General features: G+C 56.0%; 21 protein-coding genes and 1 tRNA gene. 11 read left to right on the top strand and 11 right to left on the bottom strand.

Features of this window, described 5'->3' with window-relative positions; translation table 11 throughout:
* Positions 1-205: 205 nt before the first annotated feature.
* A complete protein-coding gene (locus H4J77_RS16105) occupies positions 206-481 on the top strand; it encodes a hypothetical protein (RefSeq protein WP_123891220.1) in 276 nt (91 codons plus the stop codon).
* Between the two features lie 11 nt (positions 482-492).
* Here the strand turns inward: H4J77_RS16105 and H4J77_RS16100 are convergent, their stop codons facing one another.
* Together H4J77_RS16100 and H4J77_RS16095 are read right to left on the bottom strand one after the other, a co-directional pair.
* Entirely contained in the window at positions 493-963 is a 471-nt protein-coding gene (locus H4J77_RS16100; protein ID WP_123891221.1) for a hypothetical protein, read from the bottom strand.
* Between the two features lie 112 nt (positions 964-1,075).
* Positions 1,076-1,294 (bottom strand): BPSL0761 family protein, encoded by a 219-nt coding sequence (locus H4J77_RS16095; protein WP_123891222.1) that lies wholly within the window; start codon positions 1,292-1,294, stop codon positions 1,076-1,078.
* A 374-nt stretch (positions 1,295-1,668) separates the two neighbouring features.
* On the opposite strand from H4J77_RS16095, the gene H4J77_RS16090 reads away from it, so the two are divergent.
* The 3 genes from H4J77_RS16090 to H4J77_RS16080 all read left to right on the top strand — a co-directional run bounded on the left by H4J77_RS16090 (position 1,669) and on the right by H4J77_RS16080 (position 4,816).
* Complete coding sequence (locus H4J77_RS16090; RefSeq protein ID WP_123891223.1) at positions 1,669-1,947, top strand: helix-turn-helix domain-containing protein; 279 nt, start codon at positions 1,669-1,671, stop codon at positions 1,945-1,947.
* A gap of 362 nt (positions 1,948-2,309) precedes the next feature.
* Positions 2,310-2,525 carry a hypothetical protein gene (locus tag H4J77_RS16085; protein ID WP_123891224.1) on the top strand — a complete coding sequence of 72 codons (216 nt, stop codon included), beginning with the start codon at positions 2,310-2,312 and terminating at the stop codon, positions 2,523-2,525.
* 1,922 nt (positions 2,526-4,447) lie between these two features.
* On the top strand, positions 4,448-4,816 hold the full coding sequence (locus H4J77_RS16080; protein WP_123891225.1) for a hypothetical protein: 369 nt from the start codon (positions 4,448-4,450) through the stop codon (positions 4,814-4,816).
* A gap of 175 nt (positions 4,817-4,991) precedes the next feature.
* Here the strand turns inward: H4J77_RS16080 and H4J77_RS16075 are convergent.
* A tRNA-Ser gene (locus H4J77_RS16075) sits at positions 4,992-5,082 on the bottom strand.
* Positions 5,083-5,293: 211 nt separating this feature from the next.
* Here H4J77_RS16075 and H4J77_RS16070 point away from each other — a divergent pair.
* From H4J77_RS16070 to H4J77_RS16060, 4 genes are all read left to right on the top strand, one after another.
* The gene (locus tag H4J77_RS16070; RefSeq protein WP_123891226.1) at positions 5,294-5,986 is read left to right on the top strand and encodes a crotonase/enoyl-CoA hydratase family protein; all 693 of its coding nucleotides are present in this window, start codon (positions 5,294-5,296) and stop codon (positions 5,984-5,986) included.
* An 89-nt stretch (positions 5,987-6,075) separates the two neighbouring features.
* Positions 6,076-6,711, top strand: a complete 636-nt coding sequence (locus tag H4J77_RS20220; RefSeq protein WP_305955066.1) for a metal-dependent hydrolase — start codon at positions 6,076-6,078, stop codon at positions 6,709-6,711.
* Positions 6,711-7,139 carry a hypothetical protein gene (locus tag H4J77_RS20215; RefSeq protein ID WP_305955067.1) on the top strand — a complete coding sequence of 143 codons (429 nt, stop codon included), beginning with the start codon at positions 6,711-6,713 and terminating at the stop codon, positions 7,137-7,139. Before H4J77_RS20220 ends, H4J77_RS20215 begins: the two co-directional genes overlap by 1 nt.
* A 71-nt stretch (positions 7,140-7,210) precedes the next feature.
* Complete coding sequence (locus tag H4J77_RS16060) at positions 7,211-8,437, top strand: MFS transporter (protein WP_123891227.1); 1,227 nt, start codon at positions 7,211-7,213, stop codon at positions 8,435-8,437.
* A 7-nt stretch (positions 8,438-8,444) separates the two neighbouring features.
* Here the strand turns inward: H4J77_RS16060 and H4J77_RS16055 are convergent, their stop codons facing one another.
* The 4 genes from H4J77_RS16055 to H4J77_RS16040 all read right to left on the bottom strand — a co-directional run bounded on the left by H4J77_RS16055 (position 8,445) and on the right by H4J77_RS16040 (position 13,866).
* Complete coding sequence (locus tag H4J77_RS16055) at positions 8,445-8,771, bottom strand: AzlD domain-containing protein (RefSeq protein WP_123891228.1); 327 nt, start codon at positions 8,769-8,771, stop codon at positions 8,445-8,447.
* Positions 8,758-9,492 (bottom strand): AzlC family ABC transporter permease, encoded by a 735-nt coding sequence (locus tag H4J77_RS16050; RefSeq protein ID WP_123891229.1) that lies wholly within the window; start codon positions 9,490-9,492, stop codon positions 8,758-8,760. The genes H4J77_RS16055 and H4J77_RS16050 overlap by 14 nt, the downstream gene beginning before the upstream one ends.
* Before the next feature lie 115 nt (positions 9,493-9,607).
* Positions 9,608-13,105 carry a PAS domain-containing hybrid sensor histidine kinase/response regulator gene (locus H4J77_RS16045; RefSeq protein WP_123891230.1) on the bottom strand — a complete coding sequence of 1,166 codons (3,498 nt, stop codon included), beginning with the start codon at positions 13,103-13,105 and terminating at the stop codon, positions 9,608-9,610.
* Between the two features lie 107 nt (positions 13,106-13,212).
* Positions 13,213-13,866, bottom strand: a complete 654-nt coding sequence (locus H4J77_RS16040; protein ID WP_123891231.1) for a response regulator transcription factor — start codon at positions 13,864-13,866, stop codon at positions 13,213-13,215.
* Between the two features lie 182 nt (positions 13,867-14,048).
* Between H4J77_RS16040 and H4J77_RS16035 the strand changes: the two genes are divergently transcribed.
* Positions 14,049-14,981 (top strand): DMT family transporter, encoded by a 933-nt coding sequence (locus tag H4J77_RS16035; RefSeq protein ID WP_123891232.1) that lies wholly within the window; start codon positions 14,049-14,051, stop codon positions 14,979-14,981.
* Positions 14,982-15,015: 34 nt separating this feature from the next.
* On the opposite strand, the gene H4J77_RS16030 is transcribed toward H4J77_RS16035, so the two are convergent.
* Positions 15,016-15,705 (bottom strand): tRNA-uridine aminocarboxypropyltransferase, encoded by a 690-nt coding sequence (locus tag H4J77_RS16030; protein WP_123891233.1) that lies wholly within the window; start codon positions 15,703-15,705, stop codon positions 15,016-15,018.
* A gap of 170 nt (positions 15,706-15,875) precedes the next feature.
* Here H4J77_RS16030 and H4J77_RS16025 point away from each other — a divergent pair, with 170 nt between their 5' ends.
* Together H4J77_RS16025 and H4J77_RS16020 are read left to right on the top strand one after the other, a co-directional pair.
* The gene (locus H4J77_RS16025; RefSeq protein ID WP_123891234.1) at positions 15,876-16,274 is read left to right on the top strand and encodes a PA3611 family quorum-sensing-regulated virulence factor; all 399 of its coding nucleotides are present in this window, start codon (positions 15,876-15,878) and stop codon (positions 16,272-16,274) included.
* A gap of 39 nt (positions 16,275-16,313) precedes the next feature.
* Positions 16,314-17,399 carry a TIGR00730 family Rossman fold protein gene (locus tag H4J77_RS16020; protein WP_235869796.1) on the top strand — a complete coding sequence of 362 codons (1,086 nt, stop codon included), beginning with the start codon at positions 16,314-16,316 and terminating at the stop codon, positions 17,397-17,399.
* Here the strand turns inward: H4J77_RS16020 and H4J77_RS16015 are convergent.
* The 3 genes from H4J77_RS16015 to H4J77_RS16005 all read right to left on the bottom strand — a co-directional run bounded on the left by H4J77_RS16015 (position 17,356) and on the right by H4J77_RS16005 (position 19,485).
* On the bottom strand, positions 17,356-17,802 hold the full coding sequence (locus tag H4J77_RS16015; RefSeq protein ID WP_123891235.1) for a regulatory protein RecX: 447 nt from the start codon (positions 17,800-17,802) through the stop codon (positions 17,356-17,358). The two genes, H4J77_RS16020 and H4J77_RS16015, sit on opposite strands and share 44 nt — an antisense overlap.
* 12 nt (positions 17,803-17,814) lie before the next feature.
* The gene (recA, locus tag H4J77_RS16010; protein WP_123891236.1) at positions 17,815-18,852 is read right to left on the bottom strand and encodes a recombinase RecA; all 1,038 of its coding nucleotides are present in this window, start codon (positions 18,850-18,852) and stop codon (positions 17,815-17,817) included.
* Positions 18,853-18,963: 111 nt separating this feature from the next.
* Positions 18,964-19,485 carry a nicotinamide-nucleotide amidohydrolase family protein gene (locus H4J77_RS16005; protein ID WP_123891237.1) on the bottom strand — a complete coding sequence of 174 codons (522 nt, stop codon included), beginning with the start codon at positions 19,483-19,485 and terminating at the stop codon, positions 18,964-18,966.
* Between the last annotated feature and the right edge of the window lie 663 nt (positions 19,486-20,148).

Raw genomic sequence — 20,148 nt, 5'->3', positions numbered from 1 at the left:
ACGTGGGCGCATTGGTAACTTTAATGTGCTGAGCGATGCGTCGACATACCCGCCTGATGGCCCGAACTGAATCGCCCCAAATTTCATGGATGCTCAATACTCTAAATCGAGACTAGGTAAACGAGGTCGATAGAGCCGCCCCAATGGCTTTCACTAGGTTATTATCTAGCGAGGAAAGCAAAAAGCGTTCGTGGAGTAAGAGGCTATGACTATATCCACCAAACACCCACTATCTGATGAAGCCACACGAGAGCTTGAAGAACAATTTCCAGCTCTGGCAGCTCTGGCCACCAATGCGGCTTACGAGAGAGCAAAGCGCTCTGGCCAAACAATCGTGCTGTCAAAAAACGGTTTTATCGTTGCCGAATTACCCGACGGCACTGAGCAAATCCTCAGTCAGGCCCAGCCACGGCATAAAGTTACCCCGGGCGTGCGCTTTGCTATTGGAGCAAAACGGTTTCCGATATCGGAAACCGATTAATTAACAGCGATTCACGCGGTTAAAAGCGTGCTGGCATCCATTGAGTGCTGGAAAAGCAGCTCTGACTGTTTGAGCGAATCGGGTGCTGCAGTGGGTATGAAATTGTAGACAATATCATCATCGACTTCACACCTGAGACCGAAGCAAGGAAACCCCGCAACATCCCACGTCTCCGCAGTAACCCTGTGTAATTGCTCCATCTGGTTTGATGGACCCGTATCACCGCAAATGGGCGTAATCAGGTAAAAGCTGTGGATTATCAAGTCACAGCTAGCCGCTGCGGCGTTCAGCTCTGCAATGACCTCTTGAATGCTATTAAGCATTTTGGTGCGGCCACTCCAGTTGCCTTGGTCATCTGAAGGCTCCGAATAGGACATAACGAACACTAGCTCAGGCAATAGTGCTGTAATTGCTGAGGGAAAGGGCTCCCTGCCCTTCTCGGTCTGCTCTTGCTGCTTAGTAAATTTGTGCATCCAGTACATTGGGCCTTCCTCTTATGAACACTATAGGCTGTAGCACTATAGTGTTCATAAGCTGCTTGGTCGAGCCCGGAAGCTCTGCTCCTGCTGCGGATTTCTTACAAGATTGGATTGCTCAGCTTTTGGTATTTGATGAAAGCCATGGCCCAAAAGGATCGGCGGCCATTTCATCACGCTTACCTATAAGCAAAATCTCTTTACTCGACGGGTAATGGCGCAGGACCACTTTGGCCTGAGCTCTTATTTCCTCCGGCAGCAAAGAATTCTTGGAAATCTCGGCCAGCAATTCTCCAGCTTGGACGAGTGATCTTGTTCTTTCATGCGGCAGTGTCATGTGTCACTCCAAAGGCCTTCAAGTCGGAGGTCAATTAAATTTCGGTTCGGTTTACGCAATGGATAGCGGGTTGTCAGGTTCTCAGCAATGGTAGACCTGAACTGACTGCTTGAGCTATCCAGGCGCCGCCATATCTCGTGATAACACAAAGCCATTGCGTTTATCTTCACGAAAAAAATCGTCAAAACTGATACGCGGCTTTATGCAATCGCTTTGGTCGACGTGGATACTGGCCATGGTTTTGAAGGCCTGCAAGCTCTCCCTGTTAGGCCAAAGTACGCAACCGGAAGCTCGCCTCGCAACCTTTATGAACTCTATAGATTGTAGCACTATAGTGTTCAAAGACTGTATCAAGACCATTTTCTGGGTGGAATATGGATCTCAAGCAGGCATTTGGCGTCGCTCTCCGACAACTACGCAATAAGAGAAATCTCTCCCAAGAGGATTTTTCAGACATTAGCAGCCGGACCTACATGAGCTCGCTAGAGAGGGGATTGAAGTCTCCAACCATCGACAAAATTCAGCAGATCTCAGACGTGCTGGAAATCCATCCGGTATCAATAATGGTAGCAACCTACTTGGCTGCAAATCCGGGTACTACGATTGACGCCCTCTTCGAGCGCGTTAAATCGGATCTGGATGTCGTCGACTGATACAGAAGAGTTCCCCAGCACCCTCAAAGCTCCGACGTAGGCTAGCCTCAGGCTCCGGATTGACCACAATCGGCTGCTCAGTATGAGCATTCTCGGTATTTGGTTGAGACTATCTGCGTTGCAGTTAGCGGCATCGAATTAATGCGGTTGCCGCGCAGCGCTTCCAGATCGTCCCCGTCTTTGATCCGTCCAACTAGATGCCGAAGCAATTCATCGAGTACACAAGCCGCCCTCTCACGCAGACTATAGTGTTCATTTCGAGCTTTTCGGATGTCTGTTTTAATGAGACCTGATTCACAACCACGCTTACAACGGCCAAATTCCGGACCAGAAAAGCGGGATCATCTCAGGAGATTTAGTGCATGAAACATCAGCGAATTTCTCGCGAGCTGGAGCTCGGTTTAAAAAAACACACAATCGACGGGGTAGAGAAAATCTCAGAGAATTTAGGCGTGCATCCAATTTCAGTATTGGTGGCGTCATACCTCAGAGAGCAACCGGAAATGACCGTACAGGAGCTTTTAGAGCGCATCAGATCCGATCTCGATTCAGACAGCAATTCCAGTTCCGACGCCTAGCTACAGCCTGCACGGATTGGCAATGCCGACTTAGGACGAGCCTGCCCCTTTACTCCTGACCATCCCCCGGTTGGCAGCGTGTAAAAATCCAACCTCCATGGGTTAATCGCCTAATTCAGCATTTAGACGAGCCCCAAGACGCTAAAATTCAGCGACACTAAATTTTCTTCAGGCTGAGCCTGACGCGCTAGCTGGGCACGTACCAAATCAGCATTTAAATTTTGGCAGACGCCAAATACCCATCAAAGCTTTGCATATGGCAGGGCATATCCGAAGGCTTGAAAGACATCCGTGATGACTTCAGGCATCCCCCTCTGCGGGCTAAAGTTTTACACCCTACGCCTCTGCTCAGAGCCGAGGAACTAACAAAGAGATGGTGAGCTGGACGCCGAATAACTGCAGCATCCCAACGCCTTTATGGCCTGATTCTGAGCACCGTCATGCGCTATTTATATACCGCGACGGTTTTTTTAAATTGTGCAAACGTTTAAGAGATGGACCCCGTTCAATAAAACAAATTTCAACAATTTCAAAGTGATACCAATCATTTTCCGAACCAAAACGGAACATGAACCCGGACAAAACTCAATCGGCCGACCTCCTCCACCGGATTTTCAACCCGGCATGCCGATGCGATTTAGTCAAAATTCGGCCAGTCCATTCTGGCACCCCACTCTGCTACACGGCCTCGATGAAAAGGAGCCAGCCCATGCCCCCTGGTCCCAAATCGGGATCGGATTCCGGTGCAGCAGATTCCAACGTGCTCGCAGCAGCACACAACGTCGTCCACCCGCCTATGAGGAACTCTCAAATGGTTAAAAATCTGACTTCGGTTAGGGGCAGGGACGCGTGCGTGGGAAACGTCAAACTATGCGGCCCTGCCCCAACCGGAGCGGCTCACCACGCGCAGCTGCACCACCAACAAACACAGGTAAAAAAATGATGAAAAAAACTATGAAAAGAGCGGCCAGGAGAAATTTTGGTTTTGGACGCCAGCTCAGATATTCGATGTCTCAGGCACTGAATATTTTTTACGGTGACCGTGATCACTACGGCACTCGGCGAACGCATAACTATCGGCTACGGATTTTTGCACGATTCTGCAGAAAAAAAGGATTGGTCGACGCGCGATTGATTACCCAATCGACACTCGATTCATATGGGGAGTACCTGAGGTGTCGTTTAGAGGGTGACTACGTTTGGCCAGATGGAGATGCAGACAAGTCAATCTCGACAGCGTATGCGCACAATCTGATCTCGACCGCGAACACGGTACTGTTCGCGATGCGCAGGAACTCGAAGATCGCGCTATCAGCGCTACGCGCCTTGAATAAGTCTCGAAGCCATGTCCGAGAGGAGCCAGCGAATGCAGATCAAGGAGCTGTAACCCAAGCGGTCGCAAAGATGTTAGACCAAGGAGATAGACGAGGCGCAGCCGTAGTTTTGTTGGCTCGCCATTGGGGCATGCGCGCTCAGGAGGCTACCTTGCAAGATCTCCAACGGATGCATCGTGAGGTTATAACCACTGGTGGCGCTTGTATCCTGGAAGGCTGCAAAGGTGGACGTAAAAGCACTGATCGTTGGTTATCAGCGACGCCTGAGCGAATAGAGTCACTCGAGTTCGCATTGAGGACCCGCCCAATCGGTTCCCGATGTCTGCTAGCAAAAATCGAAACGGTTAAAACATTTTATCAACGAGAGCTCAATAGGTGTCGTCGCGTGCTGCGTTCTTTTGACATTATCAGCTATAGAGAACTGCGTGCCGCTTTTGCTGCAGACGTGTATGAGTCCATAACCGGCGTACCACCATTGAACGGTACAGCTGCTCCCCGAGAGCTAGATAGAAAAGCTAGGGAAGAGGTAGCCCGGGCTCTAGGTCATGGAAGGATTCAGGTTTCTAGCTGCTACGTGGGTGGATATTGATGAATATCAGCCTGATTCTAAAACGGTTGCGCTTTGATAGGAAATCCTCGGAAATCACCAAGAGAAAAGTCATCGGTCGCCTGAACAAAATATGCGTCATGATTAGTGAAAAATTTCCTGAGGCTCAGCGTCCTGACCAGATCAGGTTAAAGCACCTGCAATACGTCAGAAACGAAGGGCTGGCCGGGTATAGCGCCGCTACTGCTGTGGACTATAAACGCGCTATGGTTATTTTGGTGGGAGCACTGGGTAGGCAGAAAGACTGGTTACCTCCTTTAAAACTGGTCAAAGACCCGAGCAAAGGTGGTCGTCCGTCTTCAACACACGTGATCTGCAGCGGAGCCAGGAACCGAAGAGGTGTGCTTTGAATCGACCCCGGACTTTGTCCGGCGCGTCGACAACAAGATTTCGCAGCTTTAGTGGAACTGGAATATCGGTTGAAGGCCAGACGCAAAAAAACCCCAACAACCGATGCGGGTATGTTGGGGCTTTTGTTGGCAAGAAACCAAAATAACTCGTAAGCTATTGATTTCATTAATTGTCTGGCGGAGAGAGAGGGATTCGAACCCTCGATACGCTATTAACGTATACACACTTTCCAGGCGTGCTCCTTAAGCCACTCGGACACCTCTCCGGAACCGCATTGCGGCTTGATCGCTGGGCATGGCCCGGCTACCAAGGCGCGCTAATGTACCGAAACCACTGGATTTTGGCAAACCCTTTTTCTGCTTTATGCCCCACCGACGCCGATCGGTAACCAGTACTCGTCAGTCAGGATTTAGTTGTTAAACTGAGGTTTTCCCGAGACGGCTTTGCCGCCTGACTTTGATATAGAGGATTGCCTCATGAGTGACCTGGTTTCCTATCGTTTTGCCGACGGCATTGCCCACCTGGGTATGGATAACGGCAAGGTGAATGCCGTTTCCCCAGATATGGTTGCGGCGCTGAATGCGGCGCTGGATCAAGCCGAAAAAGACCGCGCCGTGGTCATTCTGAGCGGTAAGCCCGGCATTCTTTCCGGTGGTTATGATCTTAAGGTCATGACTTCCAGCGCTGACGCGGCCAAGGCGCTGGTTGCTTCTGGCTCTACCCTGGCGCGCCGTATGTTGTCACACCCCTTCCCGATCATCACCGTGTGCACCGGGCATGCGGTCGCCAAGGGCGCGTTTTTGCTGCTGTCCTCTGATTACCGCCTGGGCGTAGAAGGCCCGTTCAAGATTGGTTTGAACGAGGTGCAGATCGGCATGACCATGCACCATGTGGGTATCGAGCTGGCGCGCGCGCGGCTAACGCCTAGCGCCTTCAATCGCTCGGTGATCAACGCCGAGATGTTTGATCCGGCCGATGCGGTCGATGCAGGCTTTCTGGATAAGGTGGTACCTGCTGAAGAACTGGAAGCAACAGCGCTGGCTATGGCCAAGCAGTTGGCCGGTCTGAACATGACGGCGCACCGCAACACCAAGCTGAAAACCCGCAAGGCATTTTTGGAGTTGCTGGACAGCTCGATTGAGGCGGACAAGCAGCACAGCCTGTCTTGAGTACCCGGTAACATAGCGAATCGATTACGCCGTGCTTTGCACGGCGTTTTTGTATTAGCCTCTAGGCTGAAATTCGTGGAGCACAGGCTTTGGATTCAGTTACCCAGATAGTGCTTGGCGCTTCGATTCAAGGCGCCATGCTTGGCCGCTGGCAAGGCCGCAAAGCGCTGGTATACGGCGCCATGCTGGCAACCCTGCCCGATATGGACGTGCTGCTGGACTACGGCGATGCCGTGGCCGACATGACCTATCATCGCGGCTTTAGCCACTCGCTCTTTGTGCTGGCTGCGCTGGCAACACTAATAACCCTGGCGATCCGTAACCTTGGTACACCGGCCGCCTACAGCGCTAAACGGCTGTGGCTTACCCTGCTTCTGGTGCTCTGCACCCACCCTCTGCTCGACAGTTTTACCAACTATGGCACCCAGCTGTTCTGGCCGTTAACCACCCCGCCAGTGGCGATCTCCAGCATCTTTATTATCGATCCGCTGTATACCCTGCCGCTGCTACTGGCCATGTTGGTCGGGCTGACGGTGGGCTTGCAGCGCTCGGGCCTGCGCTGGCAATACGCGGGACTGGCGCTAAGCACGCTGTATCTGGCCAGCACCCTGGGCGGCAAGTGGATGGCCGAGTCGCGATTACAGCAGGCCTTGCAGGCGCAACAGATTGAGGCCCAGATCACCTTCAGCTCACCACGCCTTTCAATACCCTACTGTGGCGGGTGATGGCCATCGACGGCGATCAGTACTACGAAGGCCTGGTCAGTTGGCTGGATGACACGCCGCCCAGGCTGGTGGCCTTGCCGCGTCACGCCAGCGCGGCAGACCAGGTAATGGCCGGCTCCACCCAATACGAACGCCTGCGCTGGTTTACCGGCGACCGACTGCGCTTTGATCTTATCGACCAGCAGTGGGTTGCCACTGACCTGCGGCTGGGTATGACGGGCTATCATCCGTTCCGCTTTGCCCTGGCCAAGCAGGAGCCAGACTCGGACCGAATGCGCATTATTGCGCAGACCCAGCTCTGGCCAGCCCCGCGCGCTGACCTCTCGCAACTGCAAGCGCTGGGCTATCGCGCGCTGGATGATGACTACGGTATTTCCCTGGCAGAGCTGGCAGCGCCCCTGTCACTGGCGCCCCATCAGCAACCGTGATGCACGAACCATCGCCCCTTGAAGGTGGTTCTTTGCGATAATGCGCTTCTTTCCATCAATGGGGGCGGCACATGGCGGGCGCAGGGCAGACCACAGGAGCTACGGATAGTCGCGGGCTGGCGATGTCGGCGGCGCTGATGGCTATCTTCACCACCATCTTCGCCTCCAACCTGCCTACACCGTTGTACTCGGTTTGGCAGGCGCAATGGGGCTTCTCGTCCGCAGCGCTAACCGCTGTGTTCTCGATTTACGTGCTCGGTGTAGTCAGCACACTGCTGACACTGGGCGCGCTGTCGGACAAGCTCGGCCGTCGACAAATGATGGTGCCCGGCCTGCTATTCATCATGGCCGGCGCCGTGACCTTTATGCTGGCAACGGATATCTATGCCCTGGGCGCCGCGCGCGTGCTCACCGGCATCGGCACCGGGATTGTCACCGGCGCCTCATCCGCTGCGCTGGTCGAGCTGGAACCCAACGAAAACTGGACCCGCGCTGCCACCCTGTCTGCGCTGTTTTTCACCTTGGGCGCCTTTGCTGGCCCTACCGTGAGCTCGTTCGCGCTGAAGTGGGGAGCCGGCGCTCTGACCTGGCCCTTTATCGTCACCATTGTGCTCACCCTCGCGACCATCGCGTTACTGATACTGGCGCCCTGGCCGTCGCATATTGGCCAACGTCACCCGGAGTTCCGCTGGAGTGCCTGGCGACCAACGCCGGTCAAGGTGCCGCGTGAGCTGCTGGGCGCCTTTGCCTTTGCTGCTGCCGCTATCTGCCTGGCCTGGTCAACGGGGAGCCTGTACGCCTCGCTGGGCCCATCTCTGGCCACCAAGCTGATTGGTATCAGCGATAGAGCAAACGCGGGGCTCTTCGCCGCCGCCTGGCAGTTGATGGCCGGGATCAGCCAGTTTGCCTGCAAACGCCAACCGGTCGACCGCATGCTGATCGTGGGTCCCACCACTTTGATCATTGGCCTGGGTGTGATGGCCGCTGCGGTGATGACCAGCTCGCCCTGGCTATTTACTCTGGCCACCATGGCAACCGCAGGTGGCGCGGGTGCTACCGGCGTGGTCGCTATTGCCTCGATCAGCAACGTGGCACCACCGGAGCAACGTGGCGGCATTATCTCCGCGTTCTATTTGATGGCTTATCTGACCATGGCGACCGTGGTGCTGGGGGTAGGCTTTTTCAGCGATGTGGTCGGCTTTGCTACTACCGTCATCGGCTTTACCAGCATTATTTCGGTTGCGGCACTGAGCCTGCTGATTGTGGCAATAAGCACCAAACGCGTTTCACTCTGGTAGCGCGCTGTTAAGCCAGCAGCCAGCGCCAGAGAAAAAACAGCAGCATGCTGCCGAAGATGGTCGCCAGCAGATTGCGCGACAGTGCCGCTATAACAATGGCGGCCAAACCACCGACCAGATAGGCGTTGTGCCAGGATAATTGCATGCCGCCGTCACCGGGCATCAGCATGGCTGGCACAATAATGGCGGTAAGCACCGCCACCGGCACGTAAGTCAGTGCCCGGCTAACCAGCGGATTGAAACGCACCCGGTGCCCTACGGCAAACAGGCCGTAGCGAATACCGAAGGTAATCAGCGCCATGCCGCCAATCAGCGCTATCTCAAACAGGCTCATCAACACCTCCGGTCAGCTTGCCTGACTCTGCGCCCCAGCGCTCAGCCAGCACGCCCGCACAGACCCCGGCCAAGGCTGCCAACATCAGTCCCAGCTTATAAGGCAAAGCATGCGCCGCAAGGGCAACGGCACCCGCCACCACGGCAGACAACAGCATCGGACGGGTGCGCAGGAGCGGCACCACAATGCCAATAAAGGTCGCGACCATGGCGAAGTCCAGGCCCCAACCTGCCATGCCGGGCAAGGAGCTACCCAGCAACGCACCGATCAGGGTGCAGGCAAACCAGTTGCTATACATGGCGATACAGGAGCCAAGAAAGTACCAATGCTTATGCTCGGTAGGCGCACTGGCGTCCAGATAATGCCGATGGACAACGGCAAAGGTTTCATCAGTCAGCCAGAACGCCAGGGGGACTTTCCAGCGCTGCGGTAAATCCCGCACGTAGGGCAGCATGCTGGCGCTGTAAAGCATATGCCGCAGATTAACGATCAAGGTAGTGACCAGGATAACCAGCAAGCCTGCGCCGGAGGCCACCAGACTAACCGCGATAAACTGCGCCGAACCAGCAAAGACCAGGGCCGACATCAGCAGTGTGGCAGGCATGGACAAGCCTGACGCAATTGCCAGGGTGCCAAAAATAATACCGAACGGCAGCGCACCCAGCAGCATCGGCAAGGTATCGCGCGCGCCACAGGCGAAGGCTTTCAGGGGAGTTGGCATAGGTAACAACGTCCGTTTATCAAGATCGCGCACTGCGCGAGCCAGCAATATCAGGCCACTACCCTACCCTGTGAGCCGTGCCGCGAAAAGATACAGCTGGGGAACAACAGTTGGCTCAATTGAGCGCAATGTGACGGCTGATCAACGCACGCAGAGCCGCCGGCTTGACTGGTTTGGGCAGATATTCAAGGCCGGCCAGCTCGATCTGGCTGATCAGCTCCTGACGACCGTCGGCACTGATCACCACACCTGGCAGATCGCCGCCCAACTGCTCGCGCAACCAGACCATCAGTTGCGTGCCGGTATCGCCCGCATCCAGGTGGTAATCCACCAATACCAGCTGCGGAACAAAACCGCGTTTCAGCACTGCGCGCACTTCATCGCGGTTGCGCGCAACGGCGACCTGACAATGCCAACGCCCCAGCAAACTCTGCATACCAGCCAGAATGCTGCTTTCATTGTCGATACACAGCACCGGCGCGCCCTGCAGTTCAGGGAGACTTTCAATCACCGGCTCGGGGGAGCGCTGCAGCCGACCCTGCTGGGCAACCGGCACGGTAACGCTGAACACGCTGCCCTTGCCCGGCCAGGAGCGCACGTTAAGCGGATGCCCCAGCACACGGCAGAGGCCGTCAGCGATTGCCAGGCCCAGCCCTAGCCCCTTTTCGGCTTGGGTGCGGTGGCTGTCCAAGCGCTGAAACTCTTCAAATATCACCTGCAGCTTATCCTTGGCGATACCCGGCCCCTGATCCCAGACCTCGAGCCGCACGCTGTGCTGTTGCAGGCGTACGCCCAGCACCACTCGGGCAGAGCTGGCATAGCGAAAGGCATTGGTCAGAAAGTTCTGCAGCACGCGACGCAGCAAACGGATATCGGAACGCACACGCAGGTGGCTGGGATGCACGCGCAGATCAATGCCCTGCTCCGCCGCCAACGCGCTGAATTCGATGCGCAGCGGCTCAATCAGATCACTCAAGGCAAAATCGCTAAGCTCAGGCGTCACTCGCCCCGCTTCAAGCCGCGAGATATCCAGCAGATCCGTTATCAACTCTTCCGCCGAGCTCAGCGCGCTATCCAGATGCCGCACCAGCTGTGGCGCCTCGCCGGGTAACCCTTGCTGATGTGATAACGAGGCGGAAAACAGCCGGGCCGCGTTTAGCGGCTGCATCAGATCATGACTTACCGCGGTTAGAAAGCGACTCTTGGATTGGCTGGCCCGCTCGGTCTGCGCCTTGGCCTGCAGTAGCGCCTGATTCAGCGTCGATAGCTCCTGGGTGCGCTCGGAAACGCGCTGTTCCAGGCTTTCATTGGCTTCCTGCAGCGCCTTCTCCGCGTTACGAAAGTCGGAAATGTCGGTGAAACTCATAACAAAACCGCCGCCCGGCATGGGGTTGCCGATAATCTCGATTACGCTGCCATTGGGAAACAGGCGCTCGGAGCGGTGCGGCGTGCCCTGCTGCATCCAACCAATACGTTTATCCACATGCCCCTGCGGGTCACCGGGACCACAGAGACCGCGTTGCGCATTGTGCAAGATGATGTCGGCGATAGGCCTGCCGATAGTGATCAAGTCTTCGGGGTACTCGAACATCTCCAGGTAACGGTAGTTCCAGGCCACCAGCCGAAGCGACTTGTCCACCACGCTGATGCCCTGGGTAATATTCTCGATTGCCCCCTGCAGCAAACCCCGGTTGAACTGCAGCACCTCCGAGGCTTCGTCGACAATGCGCACTACATCGTCAAACTGCATGTCGCGCCCTTCAATGGCTGCCTTTACCACGATGCGCGCAGACGAGGCGCCCAGCACCCCGGCCAGCAAGCGCTCGGTCAGGGTAATCCAGCCAGAGTCAGCCGTCTGACTGCCCGAGAAACTGCCGCCCTGGCTACGCGCATAGGCTGCAAAACTGGCTTCGGCACGCTCACTTCCAACAAAGCGCGCGGCGAGTTCACGCAGATCGTCCAGCCGCACACGCAGCAATACCCGGCTGGGGCTGTCACTCCAGGGTTGCGCATCCTGACTGACAAAGCGGCTCGCTTGCCAGTGCTCCAGTACGCGCGTGCGACTGAACAGCGAGCCGACCACGAAGACCATAAAGTTACCGGTCAACGCCACCAGGCTGCCCAAAGTCAGGACATCCAGGTCCCAGCGCAGTGCCGCCGCGCGCATCCCCTCGACCAGTGGCAAACCGCTGACCTGCCAGCTCAAACCGGCGCCTACCAGCGGTAATACCAGCAAGTAAAGCCAAAGCACCACACCCACCAGCAGACCAGCGAGTACGCCGGTGCGATTGGCCTGTTTCCAGAACAAAGCGCCAAACATTGCCGGCGCGAGCTGAGCAATGGCCGCGAAAGCAACCTGGCCAATACTCGCCAGACTGGTATCCGAGCCAATCAGGCGATAGACCACATAGGCGAGCAGCAGGATGATCAGAATACTGGTGCGACGTACATTCAGCAGCCAGCCGCGAAACTGCTCATAGGAATGTTCGGGACGCGTCTTGCTGCGCAGTAGCGCCGGCAGCACCACATCGTTGGAGACCATGGTACTCAGTGCAATCGCGGCAACAATGACCATGCCGGAGGCGGCCGACGCACCACCCAGGAAAGCCAGCAACGCCAACTCCGGATGGCCCTGCAGCAGCGGCAGACTGATCACATAGGAGTCGGCAGATAACCCGGAACCCAAGGTCATCTGCCCTGCCAGGCTGATCGGAATAACAAAGAGCCCGGCTAAAATCACATAAACCGGAAACACCCACCGAGCCAAACGAAGGTCGCCAGGCTCGCTGTTCTCCACCACCGCTACCTGAAACTGCCGCGGCAGGCAGACAAAGGCGAGAATCGCGATCACCGTTTGGAATAGCAGGCTCAGCACCGGCGTATCCTGCTGCCAGTAAGCAGCCAAGGCGGCGTTGTTGCGAGCATCGGTCAACAGCTCGACCGCACCGCCAAACAAGCCGAAGGTAACGAAGATACCCACCGCCAGAAATGCCAGCAGTTTGACCAGCGACTCAAAGGCAATCGCCAGCATCATGCCACGGTGATGCTCGGTCACATCCAGACTGCGGGTGCCAAATAACACCGTGAACAACGCCAACACCAGTGTCACCACCAGGGCCGTGTCTTCTGCCCCCACCGCGTCTGTGGGCACGCCGCCGACCAGGGGCGCAGCACTGAGCAAGTTGTAGCCCAGCACTATGCCCTTCAGCTGCAACGCAATGTAAGGCAACACACTGACCAGACACAGTAGCGACACCACGACGCCCAGCGTCTGGGATTTACCGTAACGCGAGGCGATAAAATCAGCGATTGAAGTGATGTTTTCCTGCTTGCTGATGGCGATCATGCGCGCGTACAGGCGGGAGCCAAACAGGAACAAGAGAACCGGACCAAGGTAGATGGGTAGAAAACCCCAGAGCTGGTCTGCCGCCATGCCGACAGCACCGAAGAAGGTCCAACTGGTGCACCACACGGCCAACGACAGGCTGTACACCCATACACGCAGGCGCGGGTTGAGTTCAGCGCGACGACGATCGCCCCAGAAGGCGATGACGAACAGCAGCGCCATGTAGAGCAGAAAGATAAGGGCGACCAGACCGCCGGATAGCATCATTGCAGGGGGTTCATCTCGTTCGTTGCCAGGCACTAGTCTGGCAGCGCGCCAAGGCTTTGCCCAGCACCCGACGCTCAGACTTCAGTCGTAGAGGCAACAGCATCCAGCTAACCGGTTTTGCTTAGCTCCATCTGTTGCAAAGCCAGTGCGGCCTGGGTGCGGGTACGCACCTCCAGCTTACGGAAAATCGCGGTGACGTGCGCCTTGATGGTCGCTTCCGACACATCCAGCTCATAGGCAATCTGTTTATTCAGCAGACCATCACAGACCATGGTAAGCACTCTGAACTGCTGTGGCGTAAGACTGGCAACGCGGGTACTGATGTCCTGCTGCTCGGACGTCATGCCTTGCGGGTCATCCAGGCCATCAGGCCAGCAAACGCCGCCCTCGAGCACCGCCTGAACCGACGCCTGAATGGCTTCCAGCGTGGCCGATTTGGGAATAAAACCGCTGGCACCAAAATCCTTCGCCCGCCGGGCGACGGAGGACTCTTCCTGGGCCGAGATCATAATAACGGGGATATGTGGGAACTGGCCCCGCAGCTGGGCCAAGCCGGAAAAACCATAGGCGCCGGGCATGTTGAGATCGAGCAGGACCAGATCCCATTGCGAGCGGGTAGCAAGCTGCGCCTGCAGCCCTTCAATACTGCCGACCTCATTCAGCGTGACCGACTCACCGAGCCCGGCAGCGAGCGCCTGACGCAATGCACTACGGAACAGTGGGTGATCGTCAGCAATCAGAATATCGTAACTAAGACCCATGCGTTTTATCCCGAAGCGTCGTTATTGTTATGGTTTTTTTATCTATTTGAGAGTGCCAGCCGCCACACAGGCAGTCAATGCAACTTTGGCCACAGTACAAAACAGTAAGCGGGCACAACTGTATCTGGCTTTCCGCCCTGCGGACACAGGATAATCGGGTTTTTCCTGCCGAGCTACACCCAATGAATATTCGTCACTACCGCGCCGACGCGCTGATGCTCCTCACCGCCATGATCTGGGGCAGTACCTTTGTTGCTCAGCGACTGGGGATGGACCATATCGGGCCCTTCCTTTATACCGGCCTGCGCTTTCTGGTCGGCGCGCTAACGGTGCTACCGCTGATCTGGCTGCTGCGCAAACCCACCAAGCCAGATGCCCGCGCGCGCTTAAGTAAACCAATGCTGCTGGGCAGTCTGGCGCTGGGTGGGGTACTGACGATCGGCATCAATCTGCAGCAAATTGGTCTGATGTTTACGACCGTCACCAACTCCGGCTTTATCACGGGGCTGTACGTGATTCTTGTCCCCGTGTTTGGTCTATTCATTGGCATGCGCACGCACAAGGGAACCTGGGCTGGCGCGTTGCTGGCGTTGGTCGGCATGGTACTGCTGAGTGTGGGTCCTGGCTTTCAGGTCGCCTCCGGCGATTGGCTACAACTGGTAGGCGCGGGTTTCTGGGCAGCACACGTGCTCATGGTCGGCGCACTCGCCAGCCGTTATGACGCTATCCTGGTGTCTTTCATACAGTTTGTGGTCTGTGCGGTTGTTAGTCTGGTACTGGCCTTTATATTCGAACCTATCCAGCTACCGATGATTCAACAGGCGCTACCCGCGATTCTTTACGCAGGTGTGCTGGCAGTCGGCGTCGCCTTCACTCTGCAGGTAGTGGCACAAAAAGATGCAATCACCTCACACGCGGCCATCATACTTAGTCTGGAAGCCGTCTTCGCCGCTCTCGCAGGCTGGCTAATTCTGGGCGAGACCCTTAGCCCGCGCGGTTTGTTGGGGTGTGCGCTGATGCTCGGCGGGATGCTGACAGCACAGTTAATCCCAATCTACCTTGAACGCCGCAAGCAACCGGTGCCAGTGCAACAGGAGCCGGCTGGACACCACTAGCAGGACGGTTTCTACAGGACGCTTGATACACCTATCAGGCGTCATCTTGTCTCAAGCGAATGGTACTCAGGTAAGCATCAGTGAATAACTCGAAGTATTGGTTTAGTTGCTGCGCTGCCTGCGCATCGCCAGCCAATCCGAGACAGGCTGTGGCAACTTCGACGGTACAGAGATGATCATCGCGGGTTGAGCGGCGTAGCCGATACCGCGACAGCTGTTCAGTTTCCATGCTTAACACCGGCAGGCTCGCCAAATAGGGACTCTTGCGAAACATCTTGCGCGCCTGTGTCCAGGTTGCATCGAGGATAATCAACAAGGGACGACGCCCGGACGACGCCGGCAAATCACGACAGACTGGCTGATCTGGCAAGGCATACTCCCCGGGGAATACCACGTAAGGCTGATAACGCGGGTCCGCAAGCAACGCCAGTAGCCCCGGATCAACCTCTGTACGCGCCCAGACAAAAGCCTGGGTGTCGCCCAGGCATTCTGCGATCAACCTGCCGGTATTAGTCGGTTTGAGCGGCTCCAGGGAGTGCATCAACAGACAGAAGGTCACCTCTGCCTGCAGCACAGGGCGACGCGCGCAGATACAGGATGCCAACGCCAGCAAGCAGGATGGACAGCGCTTCACTCGAGCGCCACGGGCTAGAAAAGGACGCGTTGACCGCGCAATTGCTGCCTCACGCAAGCGCTGAACTGCGTTATCCTGATTCACCGTCATAGCCCTTCTGTCTCCGATTTACAAGGTGCAGGTGCGCACCGAAGGGTATTCTACCTTTGCACCGCTGCTGCGACTAAGTGAAGATATTCACACCTCGGCGAACCAGAATCACCCTGCGCGGTCAGAACCCGTAGGTCATGTCATATTGTCATCTGAACTGGAGAAATTTCATGCGTTGGTTACCCCTGCTGCTTGCCGTTTTTTTAACCGCCCCGGCACACGCAGCGTCTTTACGCGACATACAGCTGGAAGACACCCTTAAAAAAGTGGCTGCGGAAAGTAGCGAAGGCACACCACGGGCCATGAACGAGCATATTACCGATATGGGTTTTGAGGCTCAGGGTGACGAGTTGATCAACCGGTTGTCCGTCAGCGAAGCTTACGCAGAGCGCATGCAGGAAGACCCACTGCTGATTCGCACTCAACTGCAGGCGAGCGTTTGTACTGATCTGCGCTTTCGTCGGCTACTCGATATGGGTGCCACTCTGACCTATCATTTCAGCATCAAGGACAGCAATCAGCCCGTCCTCACGCAGAGCTTTATTGCCGAGCACTGTCAAACGCTTTAAAGCGTCGTACACGCCATCTCAAACGACCGGAGATTTGACATGACTGACGACATGGAGCCGGTCGATTATCTTTCTCGTCACTGGCAAACCGGCAGTAGCCTGATACCCGACAAAATTGATGAGCTGGTACAGCTCTGCGCTGGCGGCAGCGAAAATGCGGCGCTCTATCGCGACATGCTGTTGGAAGTAGTACGCATGGCGCAGGCCGATCGCAATCGCTGGGATGCCAAGATACTGCTGCAGACAATTCATGAACTGGAGCGTAGTTTCGCTAGGCTATCGCTGTTCAAGCGTCGCCGTAAAGTGACGGTGTTCGGCTCGGCGAGGACAGCCCCCACCCATGCGCTGTATCAAACAGCCAAATCCATGGGGCGGGCACTGAGCAAACACGATTACATGACCATTACCGGAGGCGGCGACGGTATTATGGCTGCAGCCCACGAAGGCGCTGGCATGGATAACAGCTTGGGCTTCAACATCAGCCTACCCTTCGAGCAGCGTGCCAATTCCATCATCAGAGGTACCGAACACGAGCTGGGGTTCAAGTTTTTCTTTCTGCGCAAACTCTTCTTCGTCAAGGAAGCAGACGCGCTGGTGCTCTGTCCGGGCGGTTTTGGCACTATGGATGAAACCCTCGAAGTGCTCACGCTAATCCAGACCGGAAAAAGCCCGCTGGTCCCGGTGATACTGCTGGATGAGCCCGAAGGTCGCTATTGGGATAGCCTGTTGAGTTTCTTTCGCGAACAACTGCTGAGCGCTGGCTACATCGCAGATAACGACTTCCATCTGTTGAAGCTGGTAAAGAGTCCGGAGGCAGCCATGCAGGAAATTATCAGCTTCTACCGTAACTTCCACTCAACCCGATGGCAGGACAAACAGTACCTGTTACGGCTTAATCAGCCACTGACTGAACAGGCATTGCAGCAGGTGCAAACGCGCTTCTCGCATCTATGCGTGCATGGCGGCTTTACCCAGCACAGCAGTAACGAGATAGAAGACAACAACGAATTTAGTGGTCTGACGAGCTTGAGCTTTATGTTCAGAGGCCGGGATCACGGCGCCTTGCGCACCCTGATCGACTTTACCAATCAGCCTGAAAACCTGAAAAGCCACGGTACTGCATGAACCGCAGCTGTTTGGCGCGTGCCGCTGGCTCAGACGCCTCACCTTCGGGAAAGCGCTTGTGAAAAACCTGACGCGCCAACGCTGCCCAGTCCCACTCGTCACCGGCTAGCGTCTGCTCCACCAGTGACTCGGCAACACCCCGCTGGCGTAGCTCTTCGCGCAACTTGGCAGGGCCATAGCCGCGCTGGCTACGGGCATATACGTATGCTTCACAAAAGCGCTCATCACTGAGCAAGCCATCATCGACCAGGCGATCCAGCTCGATCTCAGCCTCTGCCGTACCTGCACCGCGCAAGCGCAGCTTGCGCAAAAGCTCGGTATAGCTATGCTCGCGCCGCGCCAGCAAATCCATTGCTGAGCGGCGAATTGAAGCAGGAGTATCAAGTACCGTACGCGAGAGCATCAGGCTGCAACATTAGCCTTCGATTTCAGCGCTAGCCTCGGCTTCTGCCTTCGGCTTGCTTGGCTTGGCCAGCAACTTGTCACGGATAGCCTTTTCGATTTCATCAGCGATAGCCGGGTTCTCTTCCATATACTTGGCTGCATTGGCCTTGCCCTGGCCGATCTTGTTGCCGTTGTAGCTGTACCAGGCGCCTGACTTCTCTACCAAACCAATCTGCACACCCAGGTCAACAATCTCGGCGTTGTGATAGATACCAGCGCCGTACAGAATCTGGAACTCAGCCTGACGGAAAGGTGGGGCCACCTTGTTTTTGACTACTTTGACACGGGTTTCGCTGCCGATAACTTCATCGCCATCTTTCACTGCGCCGGTGCGGCGAATGTCCAGACGTACCGAAGAGTAGAACTTCAGTGCGTTACCACCGGTAGTGGTTTCCGGGTTACCGAACATAACGCCGATCTTCATGCGGATCTGGTTGATGAAGATCACCAGGCAATTGGCATTCTTGATGTTACCGGTGATCTTGCGCAGCGCCTGTGACATCAAACGCGCCTGCACACCAACGTGGTGATCGCCCATCTCGCCTTCAATTTCTGCCTTGGGCACCAGCGCCGCAACCGAGTCGACGATGATCACGTCTACCGCATTGGAGCGCACCAGCATATCGGTGATTTCCAGTGCTTGCTCACCGGTGTCTGGCTGAGAGACCAGCAGGTCGTCAACATTAACGCCCAGCTTGCCCGCGTACTCGGGGTCAAGCGCGTGCTCGGCGTCGACGAACGCGCAGGTTGCGCCATTTTTCTGAGCTTGAGCGATGACCGACAACGTCAGTGTGGTTTTACCGGATGATTCCGGGCCGTAGATCTCAACAATACGTCCCTTGGGCAGACCACCCAGACCCAGTGCAATATCGAGCCCCAGCGAACCGGTGGAGATGGACGGGATAGCCTGGCGCTCGTGATCGCCCATGCGCATGACCGCGCCTTTACCAAATTGACGCTCAATCTGACTCAAAGCAGCAGAAAGTGCCTTTTTCTTGTTGTCGTCCATTATGAATCCTCTTTGGCTTGGCGGGGCCGGTGGCGCCCGATAAGTGAAAGTACTGTATATTTGGTCAGTATTGTTCCACAGAAGTCTGGCGTTGCCTACCCCCTTTTTCGCTTAGACTGATAACCGGTTCGCTGCCTGTTTTTCTGCCTCGCCAACCAGCCGCTCCAGCGCATGCAGCACAGTTTGTGCGCGCACCTCTCGACGCCCGCCATGGAAGCGTTTGCGCTCGGTCAATACGCGCCCATCCGCCAGCGCCCAGCCGAACCAAACCGTACCGACCGGCTTGTCAACGCTGCCGCCATCCGGTCCGGCGATTCCACTTACCGCAACCGCGAACTGCGCCTCGGCTGCTGCCAGTGCGCCCGTCGCCATCCCCTGCACAACGGGTTCGCTTACCGCCCCGTTCGCCTCCAACACTTCTGCCTCTACGCCCAACCAGCGCTGCTTGCTACGATTGGCATAGGTTACAAAACCGGTTTCAAACCAGGCCGAACTACCCGCAACACGCGTGATGGCTTCGGCAATCCCGCCACCGGTGCAGGACTCGGCAGTGGTGACACGACAACCAAGGTGCTCCAGTACACGCCCCAGGCGGGCGGCTGCAGAATCAATCAGGGGGTCATATTGCGACATGGCTTACCTCGTTAACCGAATAAAGTCTCAGCATGCCCGTTAGCGGGCACGCAGGGGATCCCTTGTGACAGTGGATCGGGCTCTTTGTTTACTGCAGCGAGCTGAAACACTGGCGCCAGACTGGCTATAGGCGGTAATCGACTGATAGGACTACCGCCTATGAGGCAGGAGCTTTTTTTCACAGCACATTAAAAAATGCACCCGCGCAATCTGCAGCTGTTCTGGCCAGCATGATAACCTTGCTGCCAATTCGGCGCCCATACCGTAAGCCTTCCGCGACAGCCAGTCGTTGTACTGGTTGTTCAGGCTACCAAACCCGTTCGCGCCTACTCAATTTAACGATTAAAGCTGCAAACTCGATGAAAAAAGATAAACCCGCTTCTTCCCAACACACCCCCATGATGCATGAGTGTGTTAACACTGTTTTATAACGACTTTTTTTACGAAACAAGAAATAACTATACTCAACGTTACACTTTGCCCCGAGACTGCAATAGACCTATCTGGACCACTTTGGCCCAAACCGACAACGACGCGTGAATCGCCCCTAGTTTCGTAGACACCTCCAGGCCTTATAATCGAGGCACCCAGGAGGTCCAATGAGCAACTCACGCTACACCGAAGAATTTAAAATTGAAGCCGTCAAACAGGTGGCTGACCGAG

The sequence above is a fragment of the Pseudomonas sp. 5Ae-yellow genome (assembly GCF_014077575.1).
In the GTDB taxonomy this organism is placed as follows: domain Bacteria; phylum Pseudomonadota; class Gammaproteobacteria; order Pseudomonadales; family Pseudomonadaceae; genus Halopseudomonas; species Halopseudomonas neustonica.
The sequence above is the reverse complement of the archived record's forward strand: the minus strand, read 5'-3'. Positions and strand labels throughout refer to the sequence as shown.

What these genes read in the sequence shown, in the direction of transcription:
- H4J77_RS16105 (WP_123891220.1), top strand. Translation starts at nt 206, where the DNA reads ATGACTATATCCACCAAACACCCACTATCTGATGAAGCCACACGAGAG.
- H4J77_RS16100 (WP_123891221.1), bottom strand. Translation starts at nt 963, where the DNA reads ATGTACTGGATGCACAAATTTACTAAGCAGCAAGAGCAGACCGAGAAG.
- H4J77_RS16095 (WP_123891222.1), bottom strand. Translation starts at nt 1,294, where the DNA reads ATGACACTGCCGCATGAAAGAACAAGATCACTCGTCCAAGCTGGAGAA.
- H4J77_RS16090 (WP_123891223.1), top strand. Translation starts at nt 1,669, where the DNA reads ATGGATCTCAAGCAGGCATTTGGCGTCGCTCTCCGACAACTACGCAAT.
- H4J77_RS16085 (WP_123891224.1), top strand. Translation starts at nt 2,310, where the DNA reads ATGAAACATCAGCGAATTTCTCGCGAGCTGGAGCTCGGTTTAAAAAAA.
- H4J77_RS16080 (WP_123891225.1), top strand. Translation starts at nt 4,448, where the DNA reads ATGAATATCAGCCTGATTCTAAAACGGTTGCGCTTTGATAGGAAATCC.
- H4J77_RS16070 (WP_123891226.1), top strand. Translation starts at nt 5,294, where the DNA reads ATGAGTGACCTGGTTTCCTATCGTTTTGCCGACGGCATTGCCCACCTG.
- H4J77_RS20215 (WP_305955067.1), top strand. Translation starts at nt 6,711, where the DNA reads ATGGCCATCGACGGCGATCAGTACTACGAAGGCCTGGTCAGTTGGCTG.
- H4J77_RS16060 (WP_123891227.1), top strand. Translation starts at nt 7,211, where the DNA reads ATGGCGGGCGCAGGGCAGACCACAGGAGCTACGGATAGTCGCGGGCTG.
- H4J77_RS16055 (WP_123891228.1), bottom strand. Translation starts at nt 8,771, where the DNA reads ATGAGCCTGTTTGAGATAGCGCTGATTGGCGGCATGGCGCTGATTACC.
- H4J77_RS16050 (WP_123891229.1), bottom strand. Translation starts at nt 9,492, where the DNA reads ATGCCAACTCCCCTGAAAGCCTTCGCCTGTGGCGCGCGCGATACCTTG.
- H4J77_RS16045 (WP_123891230.1), bottom strand. Translation starts at nt 13,105, where the DNA reads ATGATGCTATCCGGCGGTCTGGTCGCCCTTATCTTTCTGCTCTACATG.
- H4J77_RS16040 (WP_123891231.1), bottom strand. Translation starts at nt 13,866, where the DNA reads ATGGGTCTTAGTTACGATATTCTGATTGCTGACGATCACCCACTGTTC.
- H4J77_RS16035 (WP_123891232.1), top strand. Translation starts at nt 14,049, where the DNA reads ATGAATATTCGTCACTACCGCGCCGACGCGCTGATGCTCCTCACCGCC.
- H4J77_RS16030 (WP_123891233.1), bottom strand. Translation starts at nt 15,705, where the DNA reads ATGACGGTGAATCAGGATAACGCAGTTCAGCGCTTGCGTGAGGCAGCA.
- H4J77_RS16025 (WP_123891234.1), top strand. Translation starts at nt 15,876, where the DNA reads ATGCGTTGGTTACCCCTGCTGCTTGCCGTTTTTTTAACCGCCCCGGCA.
- H4J77_RS16020 (WP_235869796.1), top strand. Translation starts at nt 16,314, where the DNA reads ATGACTGACGACATGGAGCCGGTCGATTATCTTTCTCGTCACTGGCAA.
- H4J77_RS16015 (WP_123891235.1), bottom strand. Translation starts at nt 17,802, where the DNA reads ATGCTCTCGCGTACGGTACTTGATACTCCTGCTTCAATTCGCCGCTCA.
- recA (WP_123891236.1), bottom strand. Translation starts at nt 18,852, where the DNA reads ATGGACGACAACAAGAAAAAGGCACTTTCTGCTGCTTTGAGTCAGATT.
- H4J77_RS16005 (WP_123891237.1), bottom strand. Translation starts at nt 19,485, where the DNA reads ATGTCGCAATATGACCCCCTGATTGATTCTGCAGCCGCCCGCCTGGGG.